Below are 22,252 nucleotides of genomic sequence, written 5' to 3' on the forward strand. Positions count from 1 at the left end.
ATTAATCATGCTTTTCCTTTGACTCGAATCGTTTTAAATATCCTCTTAGGTAACGGTACGCCCCATTACATGCTGCTACTACACCTATAAGGATTCCCCCTATAGTGAACCCCTTTGAACCAAAGTGATTAGTTAGCAAAACACCTATTACCGTACATAAGAGAATAGGTACTATTACATTTATTCCTAGCTGAAGCACCATTACCAGTGCACTTGCTACATCCTTACTTGCCTTTTTCTTGTCCCTCACTGCTTGCTCCTATCTGGTAAGTTTAATGTTATAGAGTAAATGATATTTCTCTACCAGTATGTTGATATTGATAAAACTCAACACCAGCTGCTCTTAGCATACGCTTTGATGCGATAACTGATGGTGTGTTCTCATATTTATCACTATCGTAGATGATAGTTTTGATGCCTGACTGAATGATAGCCTTGGCACATTCATTACATGGAAAAAGTGACACATACAGCTTTGAGCCTTCCAATGAACCGCCTCTATAATTGAGGATTGCATTTAGCTCGCTGTGTGTTGTATAGAAATATTTATTCTCCAGAGGGTCTCCTACTCTTGCCCAAGGAAACTCATCATCTGAACAACCATTTGGAAAACCATTGTAGCCCATAGATAGAATCTTATTATCCTGGCTAACAATACAAGCTCCAACCTGTGTGTTTGGGTCTTTAGATCTCATACCCGATAATACTGCTACGCCCATAAAGTATTCATCCCAGCTAATGTAATCAAGTCTCTTGTCACTCATGGTCTTGTCCTCCAATACGTATATAATTTATGCCGAAAGTACCCTCATTAACTTCTCTATTGATGCCTTTAAGACCTCGTAGCACAGACCGTATGTCTGTACCGAACCACCATAAGGATCCATGACTTCAAGCTCGTCCCCCACAAGCTCGTTTAGAAGTCTCACATTCTCCTCGGTGGCGTTTGCATATTCATTTAATATCTTTTGCCTCTGGCTTTCCTCCATTGTTATAACCAGGGTGTTTTCGGAAAAATCCGAATCCATCAACTGCTTTGAGGAATAATCCGTCAGCGTAATGCCATTACTGATAAGTATCGCTTCCGCCTTTTGATTAAGTGGCTCTGGAAACTGAACTATCAAGCCTCTGGCCTCACATATAATAGGCCTTGAGTGCTCAGTGGCGTGGAATATGGCTGTTGCCATAGGCGCCCTTGCAGTTCCGCTTCCGGAAGCAAATATCACTCTATTAATTTTTTCCATTCCATTATCTCCTGACTGCGGGCTGTGACTATACTTCTATTGTCTTTTGGCCTGCCGCCTTAAGCAATCTGTTCATAATCGCCTGCCCCATCTTAGGTGTTGCAAAGCTTTCTGAATAGATAACATCTACACCAATTTCATCAAACTGACGAAGGATATCGTATAGATTGTGAGCTATACTTCCCTCATCTGCTCTGTCTCCAATGACTAGCACCTGGCCATCTTTGTATCTGTCCGCTGATTCAGATGTAGCTATAATGCCTACCCTTTGACCTTTATCAAGTGCCTCTTTTGTCATTTGGTTGATTGTGGCTACAACAATATCCTCTTCCCCTGAGATTATTGTTAAATCGCCCTTTGGTGCATAGTGCTTATATCTCATGCCAGGCGCCTTTGGCCTAGCACCTGATGTGGTACCCTTATCATTGTAAACAATGCCTGGGTCCATTCTGACTTCTCCTACCACTTCACGCAGCATATCCATATTGATATATCCTGGGCGTAGGATTGTCACCACATCCTCTGTCAAATCTACTATTGTAGATTCAAGACCTATATCTACTGAACCACCATCTAATATAGCTTCTATCTTGCCAGATAAATCCTCGTATACATGGCTTGCCTTTGTAGGGCTTGGTCTGCCTGATGTATTAGCACTAGGGGCTGCAATCATGCATCCGCTTTCTTCTATAAGAGCTAGTGCCACTGGGTTGTTAGGCATTCTAACAGCCACTGTGTCAAGACCTCCTGTGGTTTCATAAGGGATTACTTCGTTCTTATTAACCACCATTGTAAGTGGACCTGGCCAAAATGCATCTGCAAGCTTCTTGGCATTGTCTGGCAAATCCTTTGAAATATCTTCTAACTGTGAAAACTTTGCAATATGCACTATAAGTGGGTTGTCCGATGGACGCCCCTTAGCCGCATATATCTTTTTTGATGCTTCTTTATCTGTGGCGTCTCCACCCAAACCATATACTGTCTCAGTTGGAAAGGCTACGAGCCCGCCGTTTCTTAGTATCTCTGATGCCTCTTTGATGTAATGCATGTTCATAGGCTCAGTCGATACATCCATAATCCTAGTAATCATACTCAAAATTATAACACTTTTGCTTTATAACACAAACCCTTTAAACCGTCTCAGAACCTAACAAACAGTGATTTTTCTGTGTCTTAGGTGGGATTACAAATTTATAAATATTTTGCAATCACGTTCCAAGCGCCTGTGTTATCAAATCCTTTCTTCCAGAATGCACCGCCGGCTAATCCATAATTATCCATAACTTTTAGCTTCTCCTCTAAGGAAGCTTCATCCTCTACCCACACCTTGTAAGTGGTGCCGTCCTTAACATATTCACCATAATACTGACCACTTGCATCATCCCATGCAGTGGAAACTCCATTTGTATTAAGATATGTCTGGACTGCGTCCATTCCGTACGCCTTGCTGGAAATGCTGCCATCCTCTGCAATGTTCCAAACTCTACAATAGAAAGGCATTCCAAGAACCACCTGCTCTGCTGGTACTTCTTCTAGGGTATCCTTAACCCCCTGCTCAACCCAGCCTATTGATGCAACTGAGCCTGCCTCTTCACTACCTGAGTAATGCTCATCATACCCCATGATTATTACATAATCTGCATATTTAGCCTGCTCTTTTCTGTTATAGCCTGCTGATGATGCAGTTGGTACGTAATTATCTACAGATAAAATGATATCATTTTTCTCACACTTTATTGATAGCTCCTTAACGAACTGAATGAAGCCATCTGAAGCTGCGCCTGGGAGCTGCTCTATATCAATATTAATTCCATCAAGACCGTAGGTTATGGCCTGAGCAATCAGGTTGTTTACCAGGGAATCTCTTGAGCTTGTTGTGTTTAACACTGTTGCAGTATCAACACTTTCATCCTCAAGATTGCTGATAAGTCCCCAAACCTGCACCCCTGCTGCATGGCAAGTGCTTACGTAGCTACTACTTGCAATAGATGCGATTCCGCCCTTGTTATCACTAAGATGGAACCATGTAGGTGAGATTACATTTACCTTGCCAGAATCTGCTAACACTGTTGCAATATCAGCGTTTGCAGCCTGTGCAGTCACCTGATGCCATAGTAATGATATTTCTTTTCCAGTAGAAATATGATTGTAGGTTCTCTCAGGAAGTGTAGCTTTCACCTTTTCTTCTTTTCCTGCCGCAATCTTATTATTTTTCATGTAGCCCATAACGCCCTTTTCAGACACTACAAAGCTCCATTTGCCTGTATCTCTAACTACTGTAATGGCCTCGCCCTTTTCAACATCCTCTAAGATTGGGCTCTTAGGGCCATTAAGAATTCTTATCTGTGTTTTGCCTTTAGCTTTAGCTGTTTGCTTCGCATAGCCTGCTTTTTCAATAAATACTCGGTCTGGCGATTCAAAATATTCATACTGAATATCTGTAAGAAGCTTCACGTAATCAGCCAGAATAAACACTGTATCATCACCTGCAATTACAATGTTGTTATCCATTGTATTGTTGGATTTATCGATTAGGTAAGCATTGCTTCCCAGATTTGCAGTATAAATCTCTGTATCTGTAGCATATCGAAGTGTTATTTCTGTAGGGTCATATACATACCCATCATCAAGATAATCCTTTACAAATCCAAGCTCTAAGTACACCTTGCCAGAATCTATCATGGCATATCCGTGTGCTACATCCTCAGTAGGCTCGATATATTCACTATTTAAAACAACAGCCGCCTGATTGTCATGTGTTAGTACAAATACATCTGTTAATGGGGCATGCTCTTTGGTAGGTGTATATTTCTTGATTGCATATATTCCTACTATAAACGCCGCCAATATTATCAGCAGTGCCGCTATATAAATATAGCCTCTAGGTACTCTATATCTCTTTTTTCTTTTTCTATTGTAATGTGTATTATGTCGATAGCTCATAAGCATCTCCCTTATATCTATATTCCGTTAAAGTATAACAAAACAGCGGTTTAAATTCCACTTTTTAGGTGATTTAGCGCAAATAAATAGAGGGCTTGCGCCCTCTAATATAACTTATACTATTATTTCACTTAAATTTGTCTTTTCCGTTATAAAATTCCTTTGACGATATTGGAATCTCCAATAAATACATTGCAGCTACAAAATCATTTCAACAATTGCGTTAAAATCTTCTTCTTTTAATTTAAAAGGATTTTCAATGAATGGCCTTGTTCGTATGGTACATCCTAATGAATTCCCGCTTGGTTTCGTATTGGTGTCGTTCTCATATGTATATATGAATTTTTCCTTTAAGCCATCTCCTTTCAATTTTTCAATCATCATTTCTACATCCTTGATGCACCATGGTTGCAAGGAGCCAATCATTATTTTCTTATCACATCGACACAAAACCTGATATGATTTTTTAGAATAATCAGCCACATCAATCACTATATGCCCATTCCAGCTATTAATCAGACTAACAGCCTCTTCCCCGTCACAAGCAAGCACGTAATTTACTTTCTTATAAGAAAATGCAATATGACCATCAAAGTTAATTTGCTTTTCACCTACAACTGGAAGTAACTGGCTATCTTCCGCAAGCTCTATATATAGAACATTCTGCTTTAACGCCGATTGCAAGAAATTTGCAATACATAGGCATATATGGGTTACACCCATCTTTCTTGATGCACCGATTACACCAATGACTTTTTTGTTTTTTATTATTTTTTGAATTTTGTTTGTTGACGTTTTCTGCCAATGTTTAAATTTAAAAATCCCTTTCATTTCGCAATAATTCCTGAATAATCCTTTCCTCTTCTTTTGCCAAACCATTAGCACTAACTGTTTGTGGATACATATAAATCTTCTTTTTAAGCTCCTTAGCCAGCTTAATACAAGCAAGCTTAGTACACATGTTACCTATCACATAAACAGACTTATCCCTTATCCATTCTGGATAGCTAACACTTATCCATGGAGCGCTACCTGTGACAATTATTACCCTGTCACAGCTCATTGCAAGATCATAATCTGTTCCACAATCAACTATGTATATACCTATAGGAGGCGTTATATTTTCAATCACATCCCCATAATTTAAGATGCCTTTAAAATTTTTGTGGTATAAAACTCCATCCTTTAGTCTAGCGCCATGTAGGTTTTTCAAAAGATTATGAACAGTATCACTCTTTTCATCCTTGTAGTACGCGTCTATTTTATTTTTGTTCAAGTACATACACATACTAATTGCGATTTTCGTGGTTCCAACAGATTTAGCTGCCCCGACCACTGCAATTCTTTTGCCAAGATACCTATTTTCCTCTTTTTTACTTTCTTTATTCCCCTGAATTTTTAGCAACTCATTTTTCAATACTGTTATAGATTTTATTCTAGTGTCTATATTTTCATCAGTAGCCTGACTTACAAGTTTTTTTATCTTAAAATCTTCCTTTACGTTACTATGTTTTTGCATAAATTCAATAATCTTGCCAACGCCATAAACATCGCATCTTTCATCTATAAATCCACCATTCAGTTGTTCTGGTGCAGCCCAATTTACTGTGCCTAAGGGGCGTGCCTTTGCTGCTTTAGACTTCCTTACTGAAATACCAAAATCTATAAGACGAACACTATCGTCCTGCAATATTACATGCTCAGGCTTCATATCGCGATAAATGATAGGATCATCATCGCAGGTATGCATTGCCTCTATAACATCGCATAGACTAATTGCGTATTTTAATAGCTTTTCTTTAGAGATTATTGTTTCTAGTAGATACTCACGCAGAGATTGACCCTCTACATATTCTTCAACCAGATAATACATCTCGTTTGTATCTTCTACAGTATAAATTGTGGGTATTTGGGATGATTTAATCCCATGTAAAAGATTTGCTTCGGATAGGATGCTGTATGCATCAGGATGGGCCCTGTGAATAGCCTTTAGAATCCTTAATGCTCCTATCTGTCTGTAATTGACAAGTAATACTGCTGTAGCTGCTGTTTCTTGCAGTATTTGAACTATATCGTACCTGTCTTCAATACCTTCAGGTATCATATTACATCAGCTCCTTCCTTTCGGAAAGGCATCTCGCAGATAAGTTTATATCACATATAAAATTATATTGCAACCCCTAATTTAAAAATAGATATTTTTCTGTAACGTAACGATTTTATAAAAATTTAATACTTTTATCACGATTTATATAGCTTCTTTCCTTTACATTCCGATATAATATATATATAATTCGAATAAGAAATTTGCTTAAGACGCATCTTATTTCGATTCGGGAGGTGATTTTTATGAAGATTGAAAGAATCAACGAGAACCAGATCAGATGCACTTTATCGAGAGAAGATTTAATCAGCCGTCACATCAAGCTATCCGAGCTTGCTTACGGCTCAGCCAAGGCCAGAGAGCTTTTTAGAGAGCTTATGGAACAGGCTGCATACCAGTACGGTTTCGAAGCAGAAGATATTCCGCTTATGATAGAAGCTATACCACTTTCATCAGAATCCATTGTACTTTTAGTTACAAAGGTTGAAAATCCTGATGAGTTGGACACTCGTTTCTCCAGATTTTCTGAGAGCGATGATGATTTCGACGATGACGATATGGATATTGTGGATACACCAGCTAAGCCATTCAACGAATCAGCTGCTGATGACATTCTTAATATCTTTAACAGCCTCATCGAAAAAGCTCAGGCCGCAATAGCAGCTTCCCCAGAGAAGGCTGCAAAGGAGGGCTTACCTGTAGACATTACTAAGATGTTTGTTTTTGACAACTTGGATGATGTTCTTAGATTATCAGGTATCCTGGCAACATTTTACACTGGTAAGAATTCTCTCTATAAGAGTCCATTTGATAACAAGTATTATTTAGTCGTTAGCAAATCTGAAGACTCAGCCGAGACTTACAATAAAGTTTGCAATATTCTATCTGAATATAGCAACCAGCAGAACTACGTAGTAGGCACAGACCAATATATGTCAGAGCACTACGAAATAATGGCTGAGGGCGATGCTGTACAAAAGCTCGCCGCAATTTAAATTTAAAAGAGCATAAAAAAATGGCCTGCATTCGCAGGTCATTTTTTTATGCTCTTGAATCTAAGAATGTATTAATCTCTTCTACAAGATCATCAGCATCGATACCGTGTACCATAGCTGCCTCCTCGATAGTCTCCATCTGAGATGATGGACATCCGAGACAGTGCATGCCGATATTAAGTAAAATAGGAGCTACATCAGCATCAATCTGAAGAAGCTCACCAATCATAGTTGCCTTTGATACTCTTGCCATTTCAAATACTTCCTTTCTTATTTGATTTCAATTGATAATAACATGGTTTTTGGTTTTTCGCAATTGAATTTAGATATTGTTTATACTCTTAATAAAATTTTTCAAAAATAACAAGTTTATTATCAACTAATTTGTGTACACAGTTTAAACCTGCGTTAGCCTAAATCAACAGAAGTTAGTCTTTGTGAACTGCCATAAGCCTTGATTTTACATGGTTTTTAAAAAATACAAAATTTGTCCTTGCTTTAGACACAATTTAGATGTATTATATTCTCATCAACTTGTAATTGATAATTTTTATTAATTAGTTTTTAAGGAGGAATTTTATTATGGCATACGTAATTTCTGATTCATGTGTATCATGTGGTACATGCGAGCCTGAGTGCCCAGTAGGCGCTATCTCTCAGGGAGATTCACAGTTCAACATCGATGCAGGTGCATGTGTTGATTGTGGTACTTGCGCAGGTGTTTGCCCAACAGGAGCTATCGCTCAGGGCTAATCATTAAGTAATAACTTAATCAAGAAAACCGGTTAAGAAGTGTTGCGTTGCAGCACTTCTTTTTTTGCGCATAAAAAAGCCTTCTCCCTATGGGAGAAGGTGGCTGCGAAGCAGACGGATGAGGGTCATTTGTAATTATCCCCTCATCAGTCACCTGCGGTGACAGCTTCTCCACCAGGGAGAAGCCTTATTCATGATTTGACTGACCGCTATGGTCTCTATTAGCAAATCTTGTGTATTCTGGTAACCAGGTAAGCTCGATTGTTCCGATAGGACCGTTACGTTGCTTAGCTACGATGATTTCAGATACGCCCTTAAGCTCGGTGTCGTGATTATAGTAATCATCACGGTAGATGAACATAACCACGTCCGCATCCTGCTCGATGGCTCCGGATTCACGAAGATCGGACATCATAGGACGATGGTCTGGACGCTGCTCTACGGCACGGGAAAGCTGCGACAGTGCAATAACTGGAACGTTCAGCTCTCTGGCAAGTCCCTTAAGAGAACGGGAAATCTCTGAGATTTCCTGCTGTCTACTTTCTGATTTACCATTACCTGACATCAACTGCAGGTAGTCGATGATGATAATGGAAAGACCGAATTCCATCTTGAATTTTCTACATTTACTACGAAGCTCACCAATTGATATACCTGGTGTATCATCGATGATAAGCTTTGAATTACCGATTTTACCAGCACCCTCGATAAGATTTTCCCAATCTGCTTCCTGCAGATTACCGGTACGAAGCTTCTGGGCATCTACTCTGGATTCCAAGGCAAATAGACGGTTAACCAGCTGCTCCTTTGACATTTCCAGTGAGAATATAGCTGCACACAAATGCTCATGAATGGTAATATGCTGTGCCAGGTTAAGAACGAAGGCTGTTTTACCCATTGATGGACGGGCCGCAATAAGAATAAGGTCTGATGGCTGCAAGCCTGCAGTCTGTCTATCCAAATCAATAAAGCCAGTTGGAATACCTGTTACCACGCCTCGCTGCTTAGACGCCTGCTCAATCTTTGCAATGGCATTCATAACAACCTGCTTGATTGGCACATAATCTGTGTTACCACGGTTCTGAACCAGAGCGAATATGTCATGCTCAGTCTGATTAAGGATGGTATCAACCTCTTCAGAACCTTCAAAGCACATGTTCTCGATATTTTGATTTACCTTAATGATATTTCTAAGCACTGCCTTATCCTTTACGATATTGGCATAGCTTTTTGCATTAACTGTTGTAGGAACACCTAAAACCAGCTCCTGGATAAATTCCAGTGAAGCAAATTCAGGTGGCACTCCCTTCTCCTTCAGCTTATTCTGCAGTGTTACCTCATCAACAGGCTCCCCCGCATTATATAGCTCAACGATTGCCTCAAAGAGCATTCCGTACTGCTGATGATAGAAATCATCCTTAATAAGGATTTCGGAACATTCTACAATAACATCCCTATCAACTATCATGGAACCAATAACAGACTGCTCTGCCTCCAAGGAGTTAGGCATTTGTCTTTTGATTACGTCTTCCATTAATTATTCCCCTAAATTATTATTGTTCTGACACGTGCACACGAAGTGTAGCAGTTACCTTAGGATGAAGCTTTACCTTTACCTCGTATGTGCCAAGGGCTCTGATTGGATCATCAAGAACGATTTTCTTCTTATCGATGTCCTTGCCATACTGCTTCTTTGCAGCCTCCGTGATTTCCTTAGTAGATACAGAGCCGAAGGTACGTCCACCCTCGCCTGTCTTGATTTTAGTCTCTACCTTCCACTCAGCAATTTCCTTTTCAAATGCAAGTGCTGCCTCATAATTCTCCTGTGCAACCTTTTTATCATGCTTATTCTGAAGCTTAAGGTCGTTAAGAGCTGCGTTTGTAGCCTCAACACCAAGCTTTTTCTTAAATAACATATTTCTAGCGTAGCCTTCGCTTACTTCTACTACCTCACCCTTCTTACCAAGTGATTTAACATCTGCAAGTAATATTACTTTCATAATTTGATTTCTCCTTCTTCTAGCATTTTATCTATTGTGGCCTCGAGGTCCTCGCGAACCTCTTCTATTGTCCTGTTTTGAATTTGGGCGCCGGCGATATTAACATGTCCACCGCCACCAAGGCGAGCCATGATGCTTTGAACATCTATCTCATCGATTGAACGTGAGCTTATGAATATCTTATCCATAAACTTAGTAAGTACAAAGGATGCCTTGATACCTACTATGTTAAGAAGCTCATTAGCTGCCTGCGCACCTACTACTGTTGGGCTTTCCAGGTTACCATCTGGCTCACATTCTGCGATAGCGAATGACTCTCTGTAAACCTGAGCATTTCTAACGATTTCCGCACGTGCCTTGTATGTTTCCATGTTCTCACGAAGCATCTTACGAACTCTGGTAACCTCTGCACCGTTTCTACGCAAGAATGCGGCTGCCTCAAATGTACGGACACCTGTCTTAGTCATAAAGTTGTTGGTATCTATAAGGATACCAGCATAAATACAATCAGCCTCTGTAGGGTTGATGTTGATTTTGTCTGCAAAATACTGTAAAACCTCGGCAATCATCTCACTGGCAGATGATGCGTATGGCTCTATATAAGAAAGAATTGGGTTCTCAATAACCTCTTCTACCTGTCTGTGGTGGTCGATTACAACGATGTTCTTATTCTTATATAGAAGATTTGGACACTCTACATAGCTTGGTCTATTGGTATCGACTACCATGATAAGAGTGTTATCGTTGCACAGATTTAAAGCCTGCTCGCTGGTGATAAACATATCATCAGGATACTCGCCCTTTTCTGTGAAGGACTCAACTACTGGCCTCATAGAGCTTGTAATGGTGTCGATTACGATGTTAACAGGCTTGCCAATCTCGCGGCCTGCGCAGTACACACCAACAGATGCACCTAAGCAATCTGCATCAGATAAGTTGTGCCCCATTACGATGATTCGTTCACGTGTCTCCATCAGCTCACGAAGAGCCTGAGCCTTAACACGAGCCTTAACACGTGTGGTACGCTCCACTTCCTTACCATGTGTTCCATAGTAAGATACGTTCTGGCCATTCTTCACTACTACCTGACATCCGCCACGGGCTAGAGCAAGGTCAATAGCCACATGTGCATACTGAGCCTTTTGTGTGTAGTTATCACTACCAAGACCAATTCCGATACTGATTGTTATTTCCTTATCATTACCCATCTTAATTGTGGTAATGTCCTCGACAATAGAAAACTTATCTTCTTTAAACTGCTTAAGATACTTTTTCTGGAAGAAGATTAGATATTTGTCCTTCTCAAGACGTCTTACGATGGCATTTCCCTCGCCAAAGTACTTGTTAATCTTTCTATCAAGCAGCGCCAAAAGCATTGAGCGCTTGGCATTTTCAACCTGCTCAAATACTTCGTCGTAATTATCTACATACAGAAGTGCCATAACCATTGACTGGTCGTTAATCTTGGCCTTAGTAGCCTGGATGTCTGTCTCATCAAATAGTATAACTGCCACAAGACCATCGGCATTGCCCTCTATATTCATAGGCATCCCACCGGAAAGTGGCTCTGTCATATCAAGGCGCTGCAAGCAGGCTAAGTACTTTCTATCATTGTATTCGATATGCATATCGAAGTTATCATCCTTAGCGTGGTCAATGCCCTCACGGGTGATTTCGGAAAAGATGCTGGTGATAGATTTGTTATAGGTCTTGCTCTTGTCTACAAGCTCGCTGAACTCATTATTCATCCAGATAATCCTGCCAGAGGCATCAAGAAGCACATAAGGCAGCCTGAAATTCTTGATAAGCTCCTTTTGCACGGTGCCATAATGCACAGCGTATTCAATTATAGTGTTTTTGAAAGATTTAAGATTAGCTCTGTAATATATGTAACAAATTATTCCATACAAAAAGACGAAAGAAGTCATGATGCTGGCTACCTTCGTGTCTACAAAGCTTACCACAATACATCCTATTAGAAAGATAATAAGCATGTATAAAGGAAATCTTAGATATCGATTTAGACGATTTCTATATTTTAAAGCTTCCATAAATTCAATTCTCCCAATAATTCCCTTTTCGACCATTTTGGTCAATTCTAAAAATCATTCTTTGGGTTGTATTATATCACACTATTTACTAATATATATACAATTTCTCTTTAAGTAGGTATATGTGCTCAATTTCTGCAAGCTCTTTTTGTGCATGTTTAACATAGGGTTGTCAAAATAACGAAAGGATTTTGTATTTTTTGGTTATTCTAACATTGTTCACAATTTATTCATTTTTTATAATCGTAGATAGTTAAAGGGAGATTCCCAATAAATAAAAAACAAGAGAGGATTTTTACAATGGCAGACATTCAATTAAAAAACATTAACAAGAAATATCCTAATGGCTTCCACGCTGTTAAGGATTTCAACCTTGACATTAAGGATCAGGAATTCATCATCTTCGTAGGCCCTTCTGGTTGTGGTAAGTCTACAACACTTCGTATGATCGCTGGTCTTGAAGAGATTTCAGACGGTGAGCTTCTCATCGATGGAAAGCTTATGAACGATGTAGAGCCTAAGGACAGAGATATCGCAATGGTATTCCAGAACTACGCTCTTTACCCACATATGACAGTTTACGATAACATGGCATTTGGTCTTAAGTTACGTAAGGTACCAAAGGATGAGATCGACAAGAAGGTACGTGAGGCAGCTAGAATCCTTGACCTTGAGAAGCTTCTTGACAGAAAGCCAAAGGCTCTTTCAGGTGGTCAGAGACAGCGTGTTGCTATGGGTCGTGCAATCGTTCGTAACCCTAAGGTATTCCTTATGGATGAGCCTCTTTCAAACCTTGATGCTAAGCTTCGTGTTCAGATGAGAACTGAGATTTCTAAGCTTCATGATTCACTTGGAGCAACAATGATTTACGTTACACATGATCAGACAGAGGCTATGACACTTGGTACAAGAATCGTTGTTATGAAGGACGGTGTTGTTCAGCAGATCGATACACCAGCTAACCTTTACCAGAAGCCATGCAACCTCTTCGTTGCTGGATTCATCGGATCACCTCAGATGAACTTCCTTGAGGGAACACTTAACGCTGATTGCTCAGCTATCCAGGTTAACGGTGCTAGCCTTCAGATTCCACCAGCAAAGACAAAGGCTCTTGCAGATGCTGGTTATGCTAACAAGTCTGTTATCCTTGGTATCCGTCCAGAAGATATCCATGATTCACAGATCTTCGTTGATACACAGTCTGCTTCAGTTATCGAAGCTAAGATTTCTGTATACGAGCTTCTTGGTGCAGAAGTTTACTTATACTTCGATTATGCTGGAACTCAGGTTACAGCAAGAGTTGACCCACGTACAACAGCTAGAGGTGGCGATACAGTTAAGTTTGCTCTTGATATGGAGAAGGCTCACTTCTTCGACAAGGATACAGAGCTTACAATTGCTAACTAATATTTATCTTTGTAAATTAAACTGGATGCACTTCGCATCCAGTTTTTTTATGCTATAATATGGCTATCTTTGCGAGGTAGGATCTATGAATATTGAAGATAAAAAGAACAAATTACTAGAACAGTTAAATAAAGCTACTGGAATCAATTTTTCTATTTCTGATTCCGATTTATCTGATGAAGAGACCGTTAACAAGCTTAAGGAAATGGTGGTACGCTTTAATGTGCTGGATTCAAAGAGTGCTTTCTACCGCTCATTTTTGACTAGAGAGCTTTCTTATTCTGATGCTGCAGCCTACATTCACCGCTTCCACATAGACGAAAACGCTGTTCGCATGGTGTTTTACTTAGAAAGCCAGACTGACTATACTAAGGAAGCTGTATCTCTGTTAAAGAGTCTTCTTCCTGATTCTCAGGATGCCTTGGTTCAGATTGATTCTAAGCACATTGCATTGATTGTACACTTTGAAAAGACGCCTGATTCCGAAGAGATTAATCAGTACTGTATGGAATTTTTGGATATGCTTGAATCCGAAGCCTTTATGTCTTTTAAGGTTTCCTATGATTTACCTATAAATAAGTTCACCGAGCTTCCTACTTCCTACAAGGATATAGTGCTTGCTATGCACATTGGCAATATCTTTAAGAGCTCGGACCACATATACTCATACAGTACTCTTGGTCTTGGTCGTTTGCTTTACAACATTCCCGCCGATGAAGTTGAGACATATTTAAACAACCATATCAATAGTGACCTTTTATCTAGTCTTGACGCGGAAACTTTGAACCTTTTAGAGGCATTTTTCGATAATGACTTATCTTTGGCCGAAACCAGCCGCAAGATGTTTATTCACCGCAATACTCTTATCTACCGCCTGGATAAATTCGCTGATTTGACTGGATATGATGTAAGAAAATTCTCAGATGCAATCACTGTAAAGCTCTCGCTCATGCTTTACAACTATATAAGAGCCACTAAATAGTGGCTCTTTTTTTATAATAAATACCATCTTTTTTTCACAGGATAATATTCCCCTGTGATCCAAAAATCTTTTAGATTCATTTTATTCCAATCCCTTTTTTTGAACTGGTTTTTGTATACTACATAACAGAGTTTGACTTGCTTTTCTTCTTTGGCTTTCAAATCAATATCTAGCCTGTACGTATCGGTTAGTTTCTGGATTTCTGCAGCGATTCCGTTAGCATATGTTAGATTCTCTATATACAAATCATATATGTAGACTACAGTGTTGGTATCGGATGTGTTTTTTATCGTGGCATTTACTTCTATAAGCCTAAAGTCCACGGTTCCATCTAAATCCTTTATGATACCTTTGCCAAACTCTTCTATTGCTTGTTCCTTATCTAGTATTTTTCCTCCATTTATTTTTAATGTGCAATCGTTCCATTTAGCCTCCTGCCCTAGGACCACGTCCTGATACTGAACCTGAGGATACTGTTTATTAACCCAAATGATTCTAAATACAACAGCAAGCATTATCAGTAGTCCGATTGCAAATTGAATTTTAGTGTAATTTTTCAAGACAGCCCTCTTTCATCTGATAGATTTCATTTGACAGAATCTCTAATTCCTCAAAATCATGGGATACTACAATTATCAGCGCTCCTTTATCTCGCTCCGTTTTAAGGATGTTCTGAAGTTTCATCACTGATTCATCGTCAAGACCATTTGTGGGCTCGTCTAAAAGGATGATGTCGGGATGCTCCATGATAGCTGCTGCAATCCCAAGTTTTTGACGCATTCCAAGAGAATACTGTCTATATCTTTTTTCCAGATCCCTTTCTAGTCCAACCTTAATAAGCGCTTCTTCAATATCCTTATCCGTTATTTTGTTTTTAATGGATGCTATAACCTTTAGATTATCGAAGGCTTTTAGGCCACCTGGAAACCCAGGATTTTCAATTAACACACCTATGCTTTCAGGGAAATCCATATCTTTGCCAATCACTTTTCCATCCACAATTATCCTGCCCTCATCAGTTTTGATTAAACCGCAAATGGCCTTTATGAGCATGGTCTTTCCCGAACCATTTTTACCTCTGATTCCGTAGATATTTCCCGATTCAAATTCCACGGAAATGTTTTTTAAAATTTCATTATTCTTTATTTTCTTACTTACATTTTGTACAGATATATTCATTCTAGTTATCCTCTTTTGCCCCTTGGATAATCCATAAAAAAATTGTGGTTATCGTAAATACGATAATTTCTACAAAGCAGGCAATTCCCTTTAGACCGTGTCCTGGGTTTAGCGCCATATTTAAAGAAATGCATTCCCACGCAAACAAATTGCTTATCGTTACAAGGGCATAATAAATACCATATGGCACTATTACTGCCAAGAAATAGTTCTCCATGCAATTGCAAAGTACAGCCGTAAATAAAGAAATCGTCCCAGCAAATATTCCGTCGAAAATAATATAGCCTATCGTATATACCATAGGATGAGAGTAGAAAAGTTTCGCTCCGATTTCATTTGCATAGGGACCTATCGCTACCAAAGAATCTGGATACAGCAGAGGCTTTACCATCATGGTCAAAATGAAATTTAGGGCGAGTGGAATTGCAATTACTAAAAATCCAATTGCAAAAATTCTAAACCCCAAAAGCATTGTATATCTGGCTTTTCCCATCCGGATTCTATATTGATAGAAGTACTTGTTTTTCTTAAGTATTCCGTATTCTATTCCTGTTGCAATTGATGCAAGCAATGGAAAAATCAAATAGAACCAGTAACTTTGAGAAAAGAATAATGTTCCGCCAAGCCAACTGATATATGCATTTTCAGGAATACCATAAGCAGGATTGTTCCACATAAGAACACCTTTTTCAAAATGCCAAAGAGCTATTCCTATTCCTATAGCTATGGACACAATAGAAATTTTATGTATGCTAATAAATTTTTTAAAATCCATTTTTACTAAGTTGTCTCCCTGTTATTTGCTCACTAATTAGTAACAGGATTCCCAAGATAATCAATCCGATTGTTAAACTAGTATTCTGCAGAATGGATGAGTTTTTAGCAATCATAGCCAGGTGACATGGCAGGATGAATTTGGTTGAAAAAATTCCTGACAGCATAATTCCTATATTGATTATAAATGCCACGGTTGATTGAATTTTCAATTCCATACACATCTGCAACATTCCAAATAACAGCGAATGGAGAATAAAAAATATTATCGTATATACGTATATCTTTGGCTCAAAATTGCCAAATCGGCTATTAATTATTTCAACATTATTTGGAATAATTATCATCAATTCTAGCCTATGTTCCATCAATTCAAAGAGGCCAATCAAAAGATAATATCCAATTGAAAGAGTGTAAAACCAACAAATCTTTCGCCACCACCACCTTCGGTAGGTGCCATACAAGATGATGTTTGCCTGGCGATTCTGTCGCTCTTCGTGAACAAAGCCACTTATTGTTAATAAATAGCTGAATTGTATTAGCATCCACTGGGTTGGAAGTTGCCTGTTTCGCTCAATTGAGCCACCATTCATGATTTTTATTCCATATAATATTTTTCCAAGATGATATGAAATTGTATTTGGAAATGCTGCACCTAGAGTTAAGCCTGATTTGTACAATATATATTGATTTATAAACAAAAAGATAATTGGTATAAACGCTATACATATAATCAACCATCTCTTTTTTATCCCGTATGTTATTTCATAAGATAGCAATTTTTTACCTCTATAAGTCTATTTGGGGCTCCAGTTTAACTAGGGCTACATGTTCTCTTCCCTGATCATATTCAATAGTAGCGGTGTTCTCCTCTACCAAGAAATAGAAAATATTTTCATTGTTAATGTAATATTCATCCTCTAATTGGAAGATAAAATCCTGATTAACAATATCTTCCCCTTCCTTTGGATAATCTACGAAAATGTCGTCGGATTCCCTCTTAGTTTCCGATAAATCATTGTAATATGTGCTTGAGACGATACTGCTATTCTGGATGCTTTGGCCTGTTACTTTATTTAAAACACCAGCTTTAAATCCACAAAAACCCATGATGTGATCCTTTCTATCCTTCACATGAATAGTTAGATTCACTATGTAATAGCATGACTTATCTGTAACCTTGCCATTTTCATCTTCATCTGGATAATAATCTGCCAAGTTTTCCCAGTCACCTTTTTGCTTTGTGATTCTAGAAGAGTTCACTGTTATCTCCATACCTTCTTTTTCAAAAGTATCCCCTTCTTTATAGACTTCGCAGCCTTTACCATATTCTTTTAAACATTCTGTATCTGAAACATTTAAAGGCTTTGTGTCTATCTGAATATTATCATCTTCTACCGAATCATTCTTGCAGCTAGTCAAAAGACTAGCCGCAAGCAATGCACCCACAAGAAGTTGCTTCATGCATTTCATTTTTTAGTATCTCCCACTAATATTGTCTGGACTCCATTTTCCTGATAAACGATGGGCTCTATTATCTTGTCCAACCGTGAAAATTGGATATACATTTCTAAATCTTCCATAAGCATTATTTGAAATATATCTATATGAACCAGCTGGCATAATTGCATAGCTTGATACAATATTTGATGTCATTGCATCAGCATTATTTCCATTAGTTCCACCAAACCATACAGAAAATTGATCTACACCTGCATTGCTCTTTACATAACTAGCAGTGTTATCATTTTTCGCTCTTGGAGCCTCAGGTGCAATGTCTGAACCATCAGCTATAAAAGAAAAATTAAACACTTTATCCGTGTGATTATTTGCCTTTACTAACATGCTTGTTTGCATGAATGTGCAGGCCAACATTAACCCTAAAATACCTGTTGAAATTAACTTTTTAACTTTCATAATCATTCATTCTCCTTTCAGTCTACCCTCTTCCATTCAGGGTCTATCCACTTGTTGTTTGATGCATCCCATCTTCTTATATATTTGACACCATCAACGTATTTTACCTTTATTACAATTTTGGTTACTTTTACTTCGTACTGTTTTGTGTACTCTGTGTCTGGTTTTTCAATATTTACTGGCAAACTAGTAGATAGAATTGTCATGCCAAGCATACAAGAAATGATGGTTTTCTTGAAAAACAAAATACTATTCCTCCTTCCATTATTTTTTATTGATTATCATTATAGTATATTCGTAATTATTGTCAACAAAAAAGTAAGAGAGATATTTTTCTCTTACTTCCGTTTCTTAAGTAATTATTCTATTTTTATTCCCGTATCTGTATAATACGAAAGTTCCTCTTCCGCCACATCTAGAATTACTTGTTCCTGACCCAAAATCGATTCTTTGTAAATCAATGAATAGGTTCCATCATCATTCTTTCTCAAATACGAATTAAAACCATCGATTGAAAGAACCTCACCTTCATAATCTCCCAAGTTTGCTTCAGTAGGTTCATAGTTTGCCTGAATAATAAAGCTGTAAGATATCATTACTATCGCTAATAGGCAAAATGAAATGACAAACTGATTAATAATTGATTTCTTTCTTTTTGCTGATGAGATAGCCTTAAATCGCTCATATAATTCTTCTGGATTACCATCTGCTAATGCAAGCATAAGCTCGTGTTCTATTTCGTTATGCCTTTTATATTCCTGCAAAATAGTTTCCAGATATTCGATTCGGTACTCCTGAGTATTGTTCTCAAGAACTCTCATATCACAGTTTAATTCTAAACTCTGATTGATATTCTTTTTTACAAACAGTACAACAGGATTCCACCAGTATATTTTGCAGATAATATTGATGAGATGTTTTATTAAAACATCATTGTTTCTAAGGTGCTCGTTTTCATGTTTTAGGATAATTTCTAATTCCCTGCTTGTGTAATTCTCATTTGGAATTGCAATTATTCTTTTAAAAATACCCATACAACAAGGCGCATCTATAAAGTTAATTCTTTTTATTTTGGTAGAGATAAATCGATTGTTTGTTACTTCAGTGAATTCGTCTGCTTCGATCTCTTCCCCAGAATACCAAAAGATATTGTGAATCCTTCTATATTTTTTTATATATTGAACTAGTTTTACTGCTGCAACAGCAAACCAAATAGCTATGATTAGATGGATAATTGTTACTGGATATCCAGATATTTTACACACTTCTGCTGACAAGAAATCGTTTACATAATTCCACACAGGTCCCCCGGAAATTGGTCGTGTATATCCTTCGAATTCCACAGGAAATAGCATTCTTAATAAACACAATGAGTATATTATTAAGAATACTTTTGGATTAACTTTATCGAATAGCTTGTCTTCTTTTCTAATCTTGTAAATCAAAATCATCATAATGCTAGATGTAACTGAAGCCTGCATTATGGAATTCACAGAAATGCAATTGAATAACATTAGTCTTCACCTTTTAGCTGCGATATAACCTCTTCTAACTTTTTGATTACCTGTTTGTTTTTGTCCTTTTGCTTTAAGCTATTTGCTCCAATAAATGATGCAGTCAATTCTGCAATAGCGCTGCTATCAAATCCCTTGTCCATCAGAAGACTTGAGTAGTATTCTTCCTTTGAAATAGTTGGGATAAGCTTTCTTGCATAAGTCTTGGCTGTCTTTTCAAAGCTGTCTATCTCCAAGTAGTTCTCTTCAGACAATGCCTGAACAATCTTATAAACTGTTACGTTACTCCAACCATCCTTTTGAAGCTCACTTGCCATTTCATTTGGAGTCATTGGCTCCTTTTTCTCCCACAAGAAATTCATCAAAGCTTCTTCACGTGGTTTTAATTCTCTTCTCTTTTCCATTGCACCCTCACAAATTTATTATTCTCAAAATCTGATATTCGTTATATTTATTATATATATATCAGTACAATAATACAATTATAAAAGCTCCCCGAAGGGAGCTATCATTTATGCTAATCGGCGAGCGCCATCTCCTATGTCTACTACATAGAACTCAGCGTCCAGATTATATTTTTCTTTGTAAGCCTTTCCTACGATTGACTTGAAGTTTTCTACGGCATCGTTTTCTACGATTGCTACTGTACAACCGCCGAAGCCGCCGCCTGTGATGCGGGCGCCGATGACACCTGGTACAGACCACTCTGTCTCAACAAGGAAATCTACTTCCTCGCATGATACTTCGTAATCATCGCGAAGTGAAATGTGGCTGGCATTCATAAGCTTTCCGAATGTAGCGATGTCGTTGTTGTTGAGGGCTTCTACTGCTTTGATTGTACGCTGGTTTTCAGCAACAGCATGCTTTGCTCTGCGGTAGTTAACCTCATCCTTGATAGCTGAGCCGTATTTTTCGAATTCCTCGTCTGTAAGCTCACCAAGCTCCTTGATACCACATACTGTCTGAAGATCAGCAAGTGCCTGAGCGCTCTCGTTTCTTCTATCATTATATGCACTGTCTACAAGTGAGTGCTTTACCTTAGAATTTGTGATAACAATCTTAGCTCCTTCAAGCTTTACGCTTGCATATTTATAGGATAAATCTGCACAGTCAAGGAAAATGGCGTGGTCTTTTTGTCCCATTGCTACCGCAAATTGGTCCATTATACCACAGTTACATCCATTGAAATTATTTTCTGAATACTGTCCGATAAGGGCTAAATCAATCATTGTCTTGTTAAGGCCAAACATATCGTTAAGCATAGTGCCTGTAAGCACCTCAAGAGATGCTGATGAAGAAAGGCCTGAACCGTTGGGAATATTGCCCCAAACTACCATTTCAAATCCTGATTTAATTTCTGCACCCTTCTCTATAAGAGCCCAAACAACACCAAGAGGATAGTTTGCCCAGTGATATTCGTCCTTGTTTGTAAGGTCATCAAGTGAGCTTTCGATTACTCCTACATTTTCGATATTGGCTGAGTAGAGTTTGATAACTCTGTCCTCACGCTTTCTTGCTACGGCGTATGTGCCGATTGTAAGGGCACATGGGAATACGTGGCCACCGTTGTAGTCGGTGTGCTCGCCGATAAGGTTTACGCGGCCTGGGGCGAAGTATGTGCGGATATCGCCTGAAGGGCCGAATTTTTCTTCGAATATAGTTTTTAATTCTTGTGCGTTCATTTAATTCTCCTTTTAGACACCTCATACGTATACCCTCATCAGTCAGCTGCGCTGACAGCTTCTCCCTAAAAAGGGAGAAGCCTTTGGGAAGGCTTTAGAGGTATATGTCGTGTTTGTTGTATTTTGCCATTGCGTTAAGTAATTTGTCGGAAGGTGTGAATATTACTTTGAAATCGTTGCCTTTTGCCTCGCTGTGAGCTACTAAAATGTAATCTTTTTGCTCTGAATCATGGGCGCTGCAATCGTAAGTCTTAAGCTGCACATGGTCGTATTTAAGTGATTCGTTTGTGCCAACTGCTGCAACCATCTTTACTTCGTTTGATTCAATATTAACAACCTTTTTTCTCTTTTCATTGTTAATAATCTTTGCGATTTCAAGGCTACCATTTGTATAGTCATATTCATATTCAATATTTTTGTTCGTATATAAGATTATCGTAAATATAGCCATAATAATGAGCAAAATCGCCATTATAATTGTCAAAATCCCTCTCGAATAAGTAACAGTAGCTACTAATAATAAAAATGTTACTACAGCAGCACCGGTTTTTTTTGTTTTATCCTGAGCTGTTTCAATTACCTTTACTGCCTCTTCTACGAATGTGTCATTTGTTTCAAACATAATTAACCCTCAACTTTCCTTCTAGTAATTAACATTGTATCTAAAAAATGTCGGCTACAACCTGCAGCCGACATTCATTATAACA

The 22,252-nt window shown here is 38.3% G+C and carries 26 protein-coding genes; 4 read left to right on the forward strand and 22 right to left on the reverse strand.

Annotated elements, in window-relative coordinates:
• Position 1 precedes the first annotated feature (1 nt).
• The 7 genes from IJ535_RS08030 to IJ535_RS08060 all read right to left on the reverse strand — a co-directional run bounded on the left by IJ535_RS08030 (position 2) and on the right by IJ535_RS08060 (position 6,291).
• Positions 2–250 carry an AtpZ/AtpI family protein gene (locus IJ535_RS08030; protein WP_294291654.1) on the reverse strand — a complete coding sequence of 83 codons (249 nt, stop codon included), beginning with the start codon at positions 248–250 and terminating at the stop codon, positions 2–4.
• 28 nt (positions 251–278) lie between these two features.
• On the reverse strand, positions 279–764 hold the full coding sequence (locus tag IJ535_RS08035; RefSeq protein ID WP_294291649.1) for a deoxycytidylate deaminase: 486 nt from the start codon (positions 762–764) through the stop codon (positions 279–281).
• Positions 765–791: 27 nt separating this feature from the next.
• Positions 792–1,244, reverse strand: coding sequence for an arsenate reductase/protein-tyrosine-phosphatase family protein (locus IJ535_RS08040; protein ID WP_294301080.1), 453 nt, complete (start codon positions 1,242–1,244; stop codon positions 792–794).
• Between the two features lie 28 nt (positions 1,245–1,272).
• Positions 1,273–2,334: an L-threonylcarbamoyladenylate synthase gene (locus tag IJ535_RS08045; protein WP_294301082.1), complete on the reverse strand. Its 1,062-nt coding sequence runs from the start codon at positions 2,332–2,334 to the stop codon at positions 1,273–1,275.
• Positions 2,335–2,435: 101 nt separating this feature from the next.
• Positions 2,436–4,187 (reverse strand): glycosyl hydrolase family 18 protein, encoded by a 1,752-nt coding sequence (locus IJ535_RS08050; RefSeq protein ID WP_294301084.1) that lies wholly within the window; start codon positions 4,185–4,187, stop codon positions 2,436–2,438.
• Between the two features lie 198 nt (positions 4,188–4,385).
• On the reverse strand, positions 4,386–5,018 hold the full coding sequence (locus tag IJ535_RS08055; RefSeq protein ID WP_294301085.1) for a hypothetical protein: 633 nt from the start codon (positions 5,016–5,018) through the stop codon (positions 4,386–4,388).
• On the reverse strand, positions 5,002–6,291 hold the full coding sequence (locus IJ535_RS08060) for a serine/threonine protein kinase (RefSeq protein WP_294301088.1): 1,290 nt from the start codon (positions 6,289–6,291) through the stop codon (positions 5,002–5,004). The genes IJ535_RS08055 and IJ535_RS08060 overlap by 17 nt, the downstream gene beginning before the upstream one ends.
• Positions 6,292–6,536: 245 nt before the next feature.
• Here IJ535_RS08060 and IJ535_RS08065 point away from each other — a divergent pair, with 245 nt between their 5' ends.
• Positions 6,537–7,286: an adaptor protein MecA gene (locus tag IJ535_RS08065; protein WP_294301090.1), complete on the forward strand. Its 750-nt coding sequence runs from the start codon at positions 6,537–6,539 to the stop codon at positions 7,284–7,286.
• Positions 7,287–7,332: 46 nt separating this feature from the next.
• Here IJ535_RS08065 and IJ535_RS08070 read toward each other — a convergent pair whose 3' ends face one another.
• The gene (locus IJ535_RS08070) at positions 7,333–7,539 is read right to left on the reverse strand and encodes a DUF1858 domain-containing protein (protein WP_294291628.1); all 207 of its coding nucleotides are present in this window, start codon (positions 7,537–7,539) and stop codon (positions 7,333–7,335) included.
• Between the two features lie 329 nt (positions 7,540–7,868).
• On the opposite strand from IJ535_RS08070, the gene IJ535_RS08075 reads away from it, so the two are divergent.
• Complete coding sequence (locus IJ535_RS08075; RefSeq protein WP_028243181.1) at positions 7,869–8,039, forward strand: DUF362 domain-containing protein; 171 nt, start codon at positions 7,869–7,871, stop codon at positions 8,037–8,039.
• Between the two features lie 187 nt (positions 8,040–8,226).
• Here the strand turns inward: IJ535_RS08075 and dnaB are convergent, their stop codons facing one another.
• Genes dnaB through IJ535_RS08090 form a run of 3 tightly spaced genes read right to left on the reverse strand, consistent with a single transcriptional unit; the run spans position 8,227 to position 12,090 of the window.
• Positions 8,227–9,573: a replicative DNA helicase gene (gene dnaB, locus IJ535_RS08080; protein ID WP_090547127.1), complete on the reverse strand. Its 1,347-nt coding sequence runs from the start codon at positions 9,571–9,573 to the stop codon at positions 8,227–8,229.
• A gap of 19 nt (positions 9,574–9,592) precedes the next feature.
• The gene (gene rplI / locus IJ535_RS08085) at positions 9,593–10,039 is read right to left on the reverse strand and encodes a 50S ribosomal protein L9 (RefSeq protein ID WP_294301094.1); all 447 of its coding nucleotides are present in this window, start codon (positions 10,037–10,039) and stop codon (positions 9,593–9,595) included.
• The gene (locus IJ535_RS08090) at positions 10,036–12,090 is read right to left on the reverse strand and encodes a DHH family phosphoesterase (protein WP_294301096.1); all 2,055 of its coding nucleotides are present in this window, start codon (positions 12,088–12,090) and stop codon (positions 10,036–10,038) included. The genes rplI and IJ535_RS08090 overlap by 4 nt, the downstream gene beginning before the upstream one ends.
• A 300-nt stretch (positions 12,091–12,390) precedes the next feature.
• On the opposite strand from IJ535_RS08090, the gene IJ535_RS08095 reads away from it, so the two are divergent.
• The gene (locus IJ535_RS08095) at positions 12,391–13,497 is read left to right on the forward strand and encodes an ABC transporter ATP-binding protein (protein WP_294301099.1); all 1,107 of its coding nucleotides are present in this window, start codon (positions 12,391–12,393) and stop codon (positions 13,495–13,497) included.
• A gap of 85 nt (positions 13,498–13,582) precedes the next feature.
• Positions 13,583–14,479: a PucR family transcriptional regulator gene (locus IJ535_RS08100; RefSeq protein WP_294291795.1), complete on the forward strand. Its 897-nt coding sequence runs from the start codon at positions 13,583–13,585 to the stop codon at positions 14,477–14,479.
• Positions 14,480–14,490: 11 nt separating this feature from the next.
• On the opposite strand, the gene IJ535_RS08105 is transcribed toward IJ535_RS08100, so the two are convergent.
• The 11 genes from IJ535_RS08105 to IJ535_RS08155 all read right to left on the reverse strand — a co-directional run bounded on the left by IJ535_RS08105 (position 14,491) and on the right by IJ535_RS08155 (position 22,167).
• Positions 14,491–15,039, reverse strand: a complete 549-nt coding sequence (locus IJ535_RS08105; protein WP_294301101.1) for a hypothetical protein — start codon at positions 15,037–15,039, stop codon at positions 14,491–14,493.
• Positions 15,023–15,658, reverse strand: a complete 636-nt coding sequence (locus tag IJ535_RS08110; protein ID WP_294301104.1) for an ABC transporter ATP-binding protein — start codon at positions 15,656–15,658, stop codon at positions 15,023–15,025. The genes IJ535_RS08105 and IJ535_RS08110 overlap by 17 nt, the downstream gene beginning before the upstream one ends.
• Before the next feature lies 1 nt (position 15,659).
• Positions 15,660–16,433, reverse strand: a complete 774-nt coding sequence (locus tag IJ535_RS08115) for a hypothetical protein (RefSeq protein WP_294301107.1) — start codon at positions 16,431–16,433, stop codon at positions 15,660–15,662.
• Positions 16,423–17,112: a hypothetical protein gene (locus IJ535_RS08120; protein WP_294301109.1), complete on the reverse strand. Its 690-nt coding sequence runs from the start codon at positions 17,110–17,112 to the stop codon at positions 16,423–16,425. The genes IJ535_RS08115 and IJ535_RS08120 overlap by 11 nt, the downstream gene beginning before the upstream one ends.
• A 109-nt stretch (positions 17,113–17,221) precedes the next feature.
• The gene (locus IJ535_RS08125) at positions 17,222–17,905 is read right to left on the reverse strand and encodes a hypothetical protein (protein WP_294301112.1); all 684 of its coding nucleotides are present in this window, start codon (positions 17,903–17,905) and stop codon (positions 17,222–17,224) included.
• Positions 17,906–17,908: 3 nt separating this feature from the next.
• Entirely contained in the window at positions 17,909–18,349 is a 441-nt protein-coding gene (locus IJ535_RS08130) for a DUF2712 domain-containing protein (RefSeq protein WP_294301114.1), read from the reverse strand.
• A 17-nt stretch (positions 18,350–18,366) separates the two neighbouring features.
• Positions 18,367–18,594: a hypothetical protein gene (locus tag IJ535_RS08135; RefSeq protein ID WP_294301116.1), complete on the reverse strand. Its 228-nt coding sequence runs from the start codon at positions 18,592–18,594 to the stop codon at positions 18,367–18,369.
• A gap of 114 nt (positions 18,595–18,708) precedes the next feature.
• A complete protein-coding gene (locus tag IJ535_RS08140) occupies positions 18,709–19,803 on the reverse strand; it encodes a M56 family metallopeptidase (RefSeq protein WP_294301118.1) in 1,095 nt (364 codons plus the stop codon).
• Positions 19,804–19,862: 59 nt separating this feature from the next.
• Complete coding sequence (locus tag IJ535_RS08145) at positions 19,863–20,267, reverse strand: BlaI/MecI/CopY family transcriptional regulator (RefSeq protein WP_294301120.1); 405 nt, start codon at positions 20,265–20,267, stop codon at positions 19,863–19,865.
• Positions 20,268–20,375: 108 nt separating this feature from the next.
• Entirely contained in the window at positions 20,376–21,545 is a 1,170-nt protein-coding gene (locus IJ535_RS08150) for a galactokinase (RefSeq protein WP_294301121.1), read from the reverse strand.
• Between the two features lie 94 nt (positions 21,546–21,639).
• Positions 21,640–22,167 (reverse strand): DUF6106 family protein, encoded by a 528-nt coding sequence (locus IJ535_RS08155; RefSeq protein WP_294301123.1) that lies wholly within the window; start codon positions 22,165–22,167, stop codon positions 21,640–21,642.
• Between the last annotated feature and the right edge of the window lie 85 nt (positions 22,168–22,252).

The sequence above is a fragment of the Pseudobutyrivibrio sp. genome (genome assembly GCF_017471675.1).
Taxonomy (GTDB): Bacteria; Bacillota; Clostridia; order Lachnospirales; family Lachnospiraceae; genus Pseudobutyrivibrio.

Coding starts and splice junctions, on each gene's coding strand:
- IJ535_RS08140 (WP_294301118.1), bottom strand. CDS start 19,803: ATGATGATTTTGATTTACAAGATTAGAAAAGAAGACAAGCTATTCGAT.
- IJ535_RS08155 (WP_294301123.1), bottom strand. CDS start 22,167: ATGTTTGAAACAAATGACACATTCGTAGAAGAGGCAGTAAAGGTAATT.
- IJ535_RS08070 (WP_294291628.1), bottom strand. CDS start 7,539: ATGGCAAGAGTATCAAAGGCAACTATGATTGGTGAGCTTCTTCAGATT.
- dnaB (WP_090547127.1), bottom strand. CDS start 9,573: ATGGAAGACGTAATCAAAAGACAAATGCCTAACTCCTTGGAGGCAGAG.
- IJ535_RS08150 (WP_294301121.1), bottom strand. CDS start 21,545: ATGAACGCACAAGAATTAAAAACTATATTCGAAGAAAAATTCGGCCCT.
- IJ535_RS08095 (WP_294301099.1), top strand. CDS start 12,391: ATGGCAGACATTCAATTAAAAAACATTAACAAGAAATATCCTAATGGC.
- IJ535_RS08050 (WP_294301084.1), bottom strand. CDS start 4,187: ATGAGCTATCGACATAATACACATTACAATAGAAAAAGAAAAAAGAGA.
- IJ535_RS08045 (WP_294301082.1), bottom strand. CDS start 2,334: ATGATTACTAGGATTATGGATGTATCGACTGAGCCTATGAACATGCAT.
- IJ535_RS08130 (WP_294301114.1), bottom strand. CDS start 18,349: ATGAAAGTTAAAAAGTTAATTTCAACAGGTATTTTAGGGTTAATGTTG.
- IJ535_RS08100 (WP_294291795.1), top strand. CDS start 13,583: ATGAATATTGAAGATAAAAAGAACAAATTACTAGAACAGTTAAATAAA.
- IJ535_RS08145 (WP_294301120.1), bottom strand. CDS start 20,267: ATGGAAAAGAGAAGAGAATTAAAACCACGTGAAGAAGCTTTGATGAAT.
- IJ535_RS08115 (WP_294301107.1), bottom strand. CDS start 16,433: ATGGATTTTAAAAAATTTATTAGCATACATAAAATTTCTATTGTGTCC.
- IJ535_RS08065 (WP_294301090.1), top strand. CDS start 6,537: ATGAAGATTGAAAGAATCAACGAGAACCAGATCAGATGCACTTTATCG.
- IJ535_RS08075 (WP_028243181.1), top strand. CDS start 7,869: ATGGCATACGTAATTTCTGATTCATGTGTATCATGTGGTACATGCGAG.
- IJ535_RS08035 (WP_294291649.1), bottom strand. CDS start 764: ATGAGTGACAAGAGACTTGATTACATTAGCTGGGATGAATACTTTATG.
- IJ535_RS08055 (WP_294301085.1), bottom strand. CDS start 5,018: ATGAAAGGGATTTTTAAATTTAAACATTGGCAGAAAACGTCAACAAAC.
- IJ535_RS08060 (WP_294301088.1), bottom strand. CDS start 6,291: ATGATACCTGAAGGTATTGAAGACAGGTACGATATAGTTCAAATACTG.
- IJ535_RS08125 (WP_294301112.1), bottom strand. CDS start 17,905: ATGAAATGCATGAAGCAACTTCTTGTGGGTGCATTGCTTGCGGCTAGT.
- IJ535_RS08110 (WP_294301104.1), bottom strand. CDS start 15,658: ATGAATATATCTGTACAAAATGTAAGTAAGAAAATAAAGAATAATGAA.
- IJ535_RS08040 (WP_294301080.1), bottom strand. CDS start 1,244: ATGGAAAAAATTAATAGAGTGATATTTGCTTCCGGAAGCGGAACTGCA.
- rplI (WP_294301094.1), bottom strand. CDS start 10,039: ATGAAAGTAATATTACTTGCAGATGTTAAATCACTTGGTAAGAAGGGT.
- IJ535_RS08090 (WP_294301096.1), bottom strand. CDS start 12,090: ATGGAAGCTTTAAAATATAGAAATCGTCTAAATCGATATCTAAGATTT.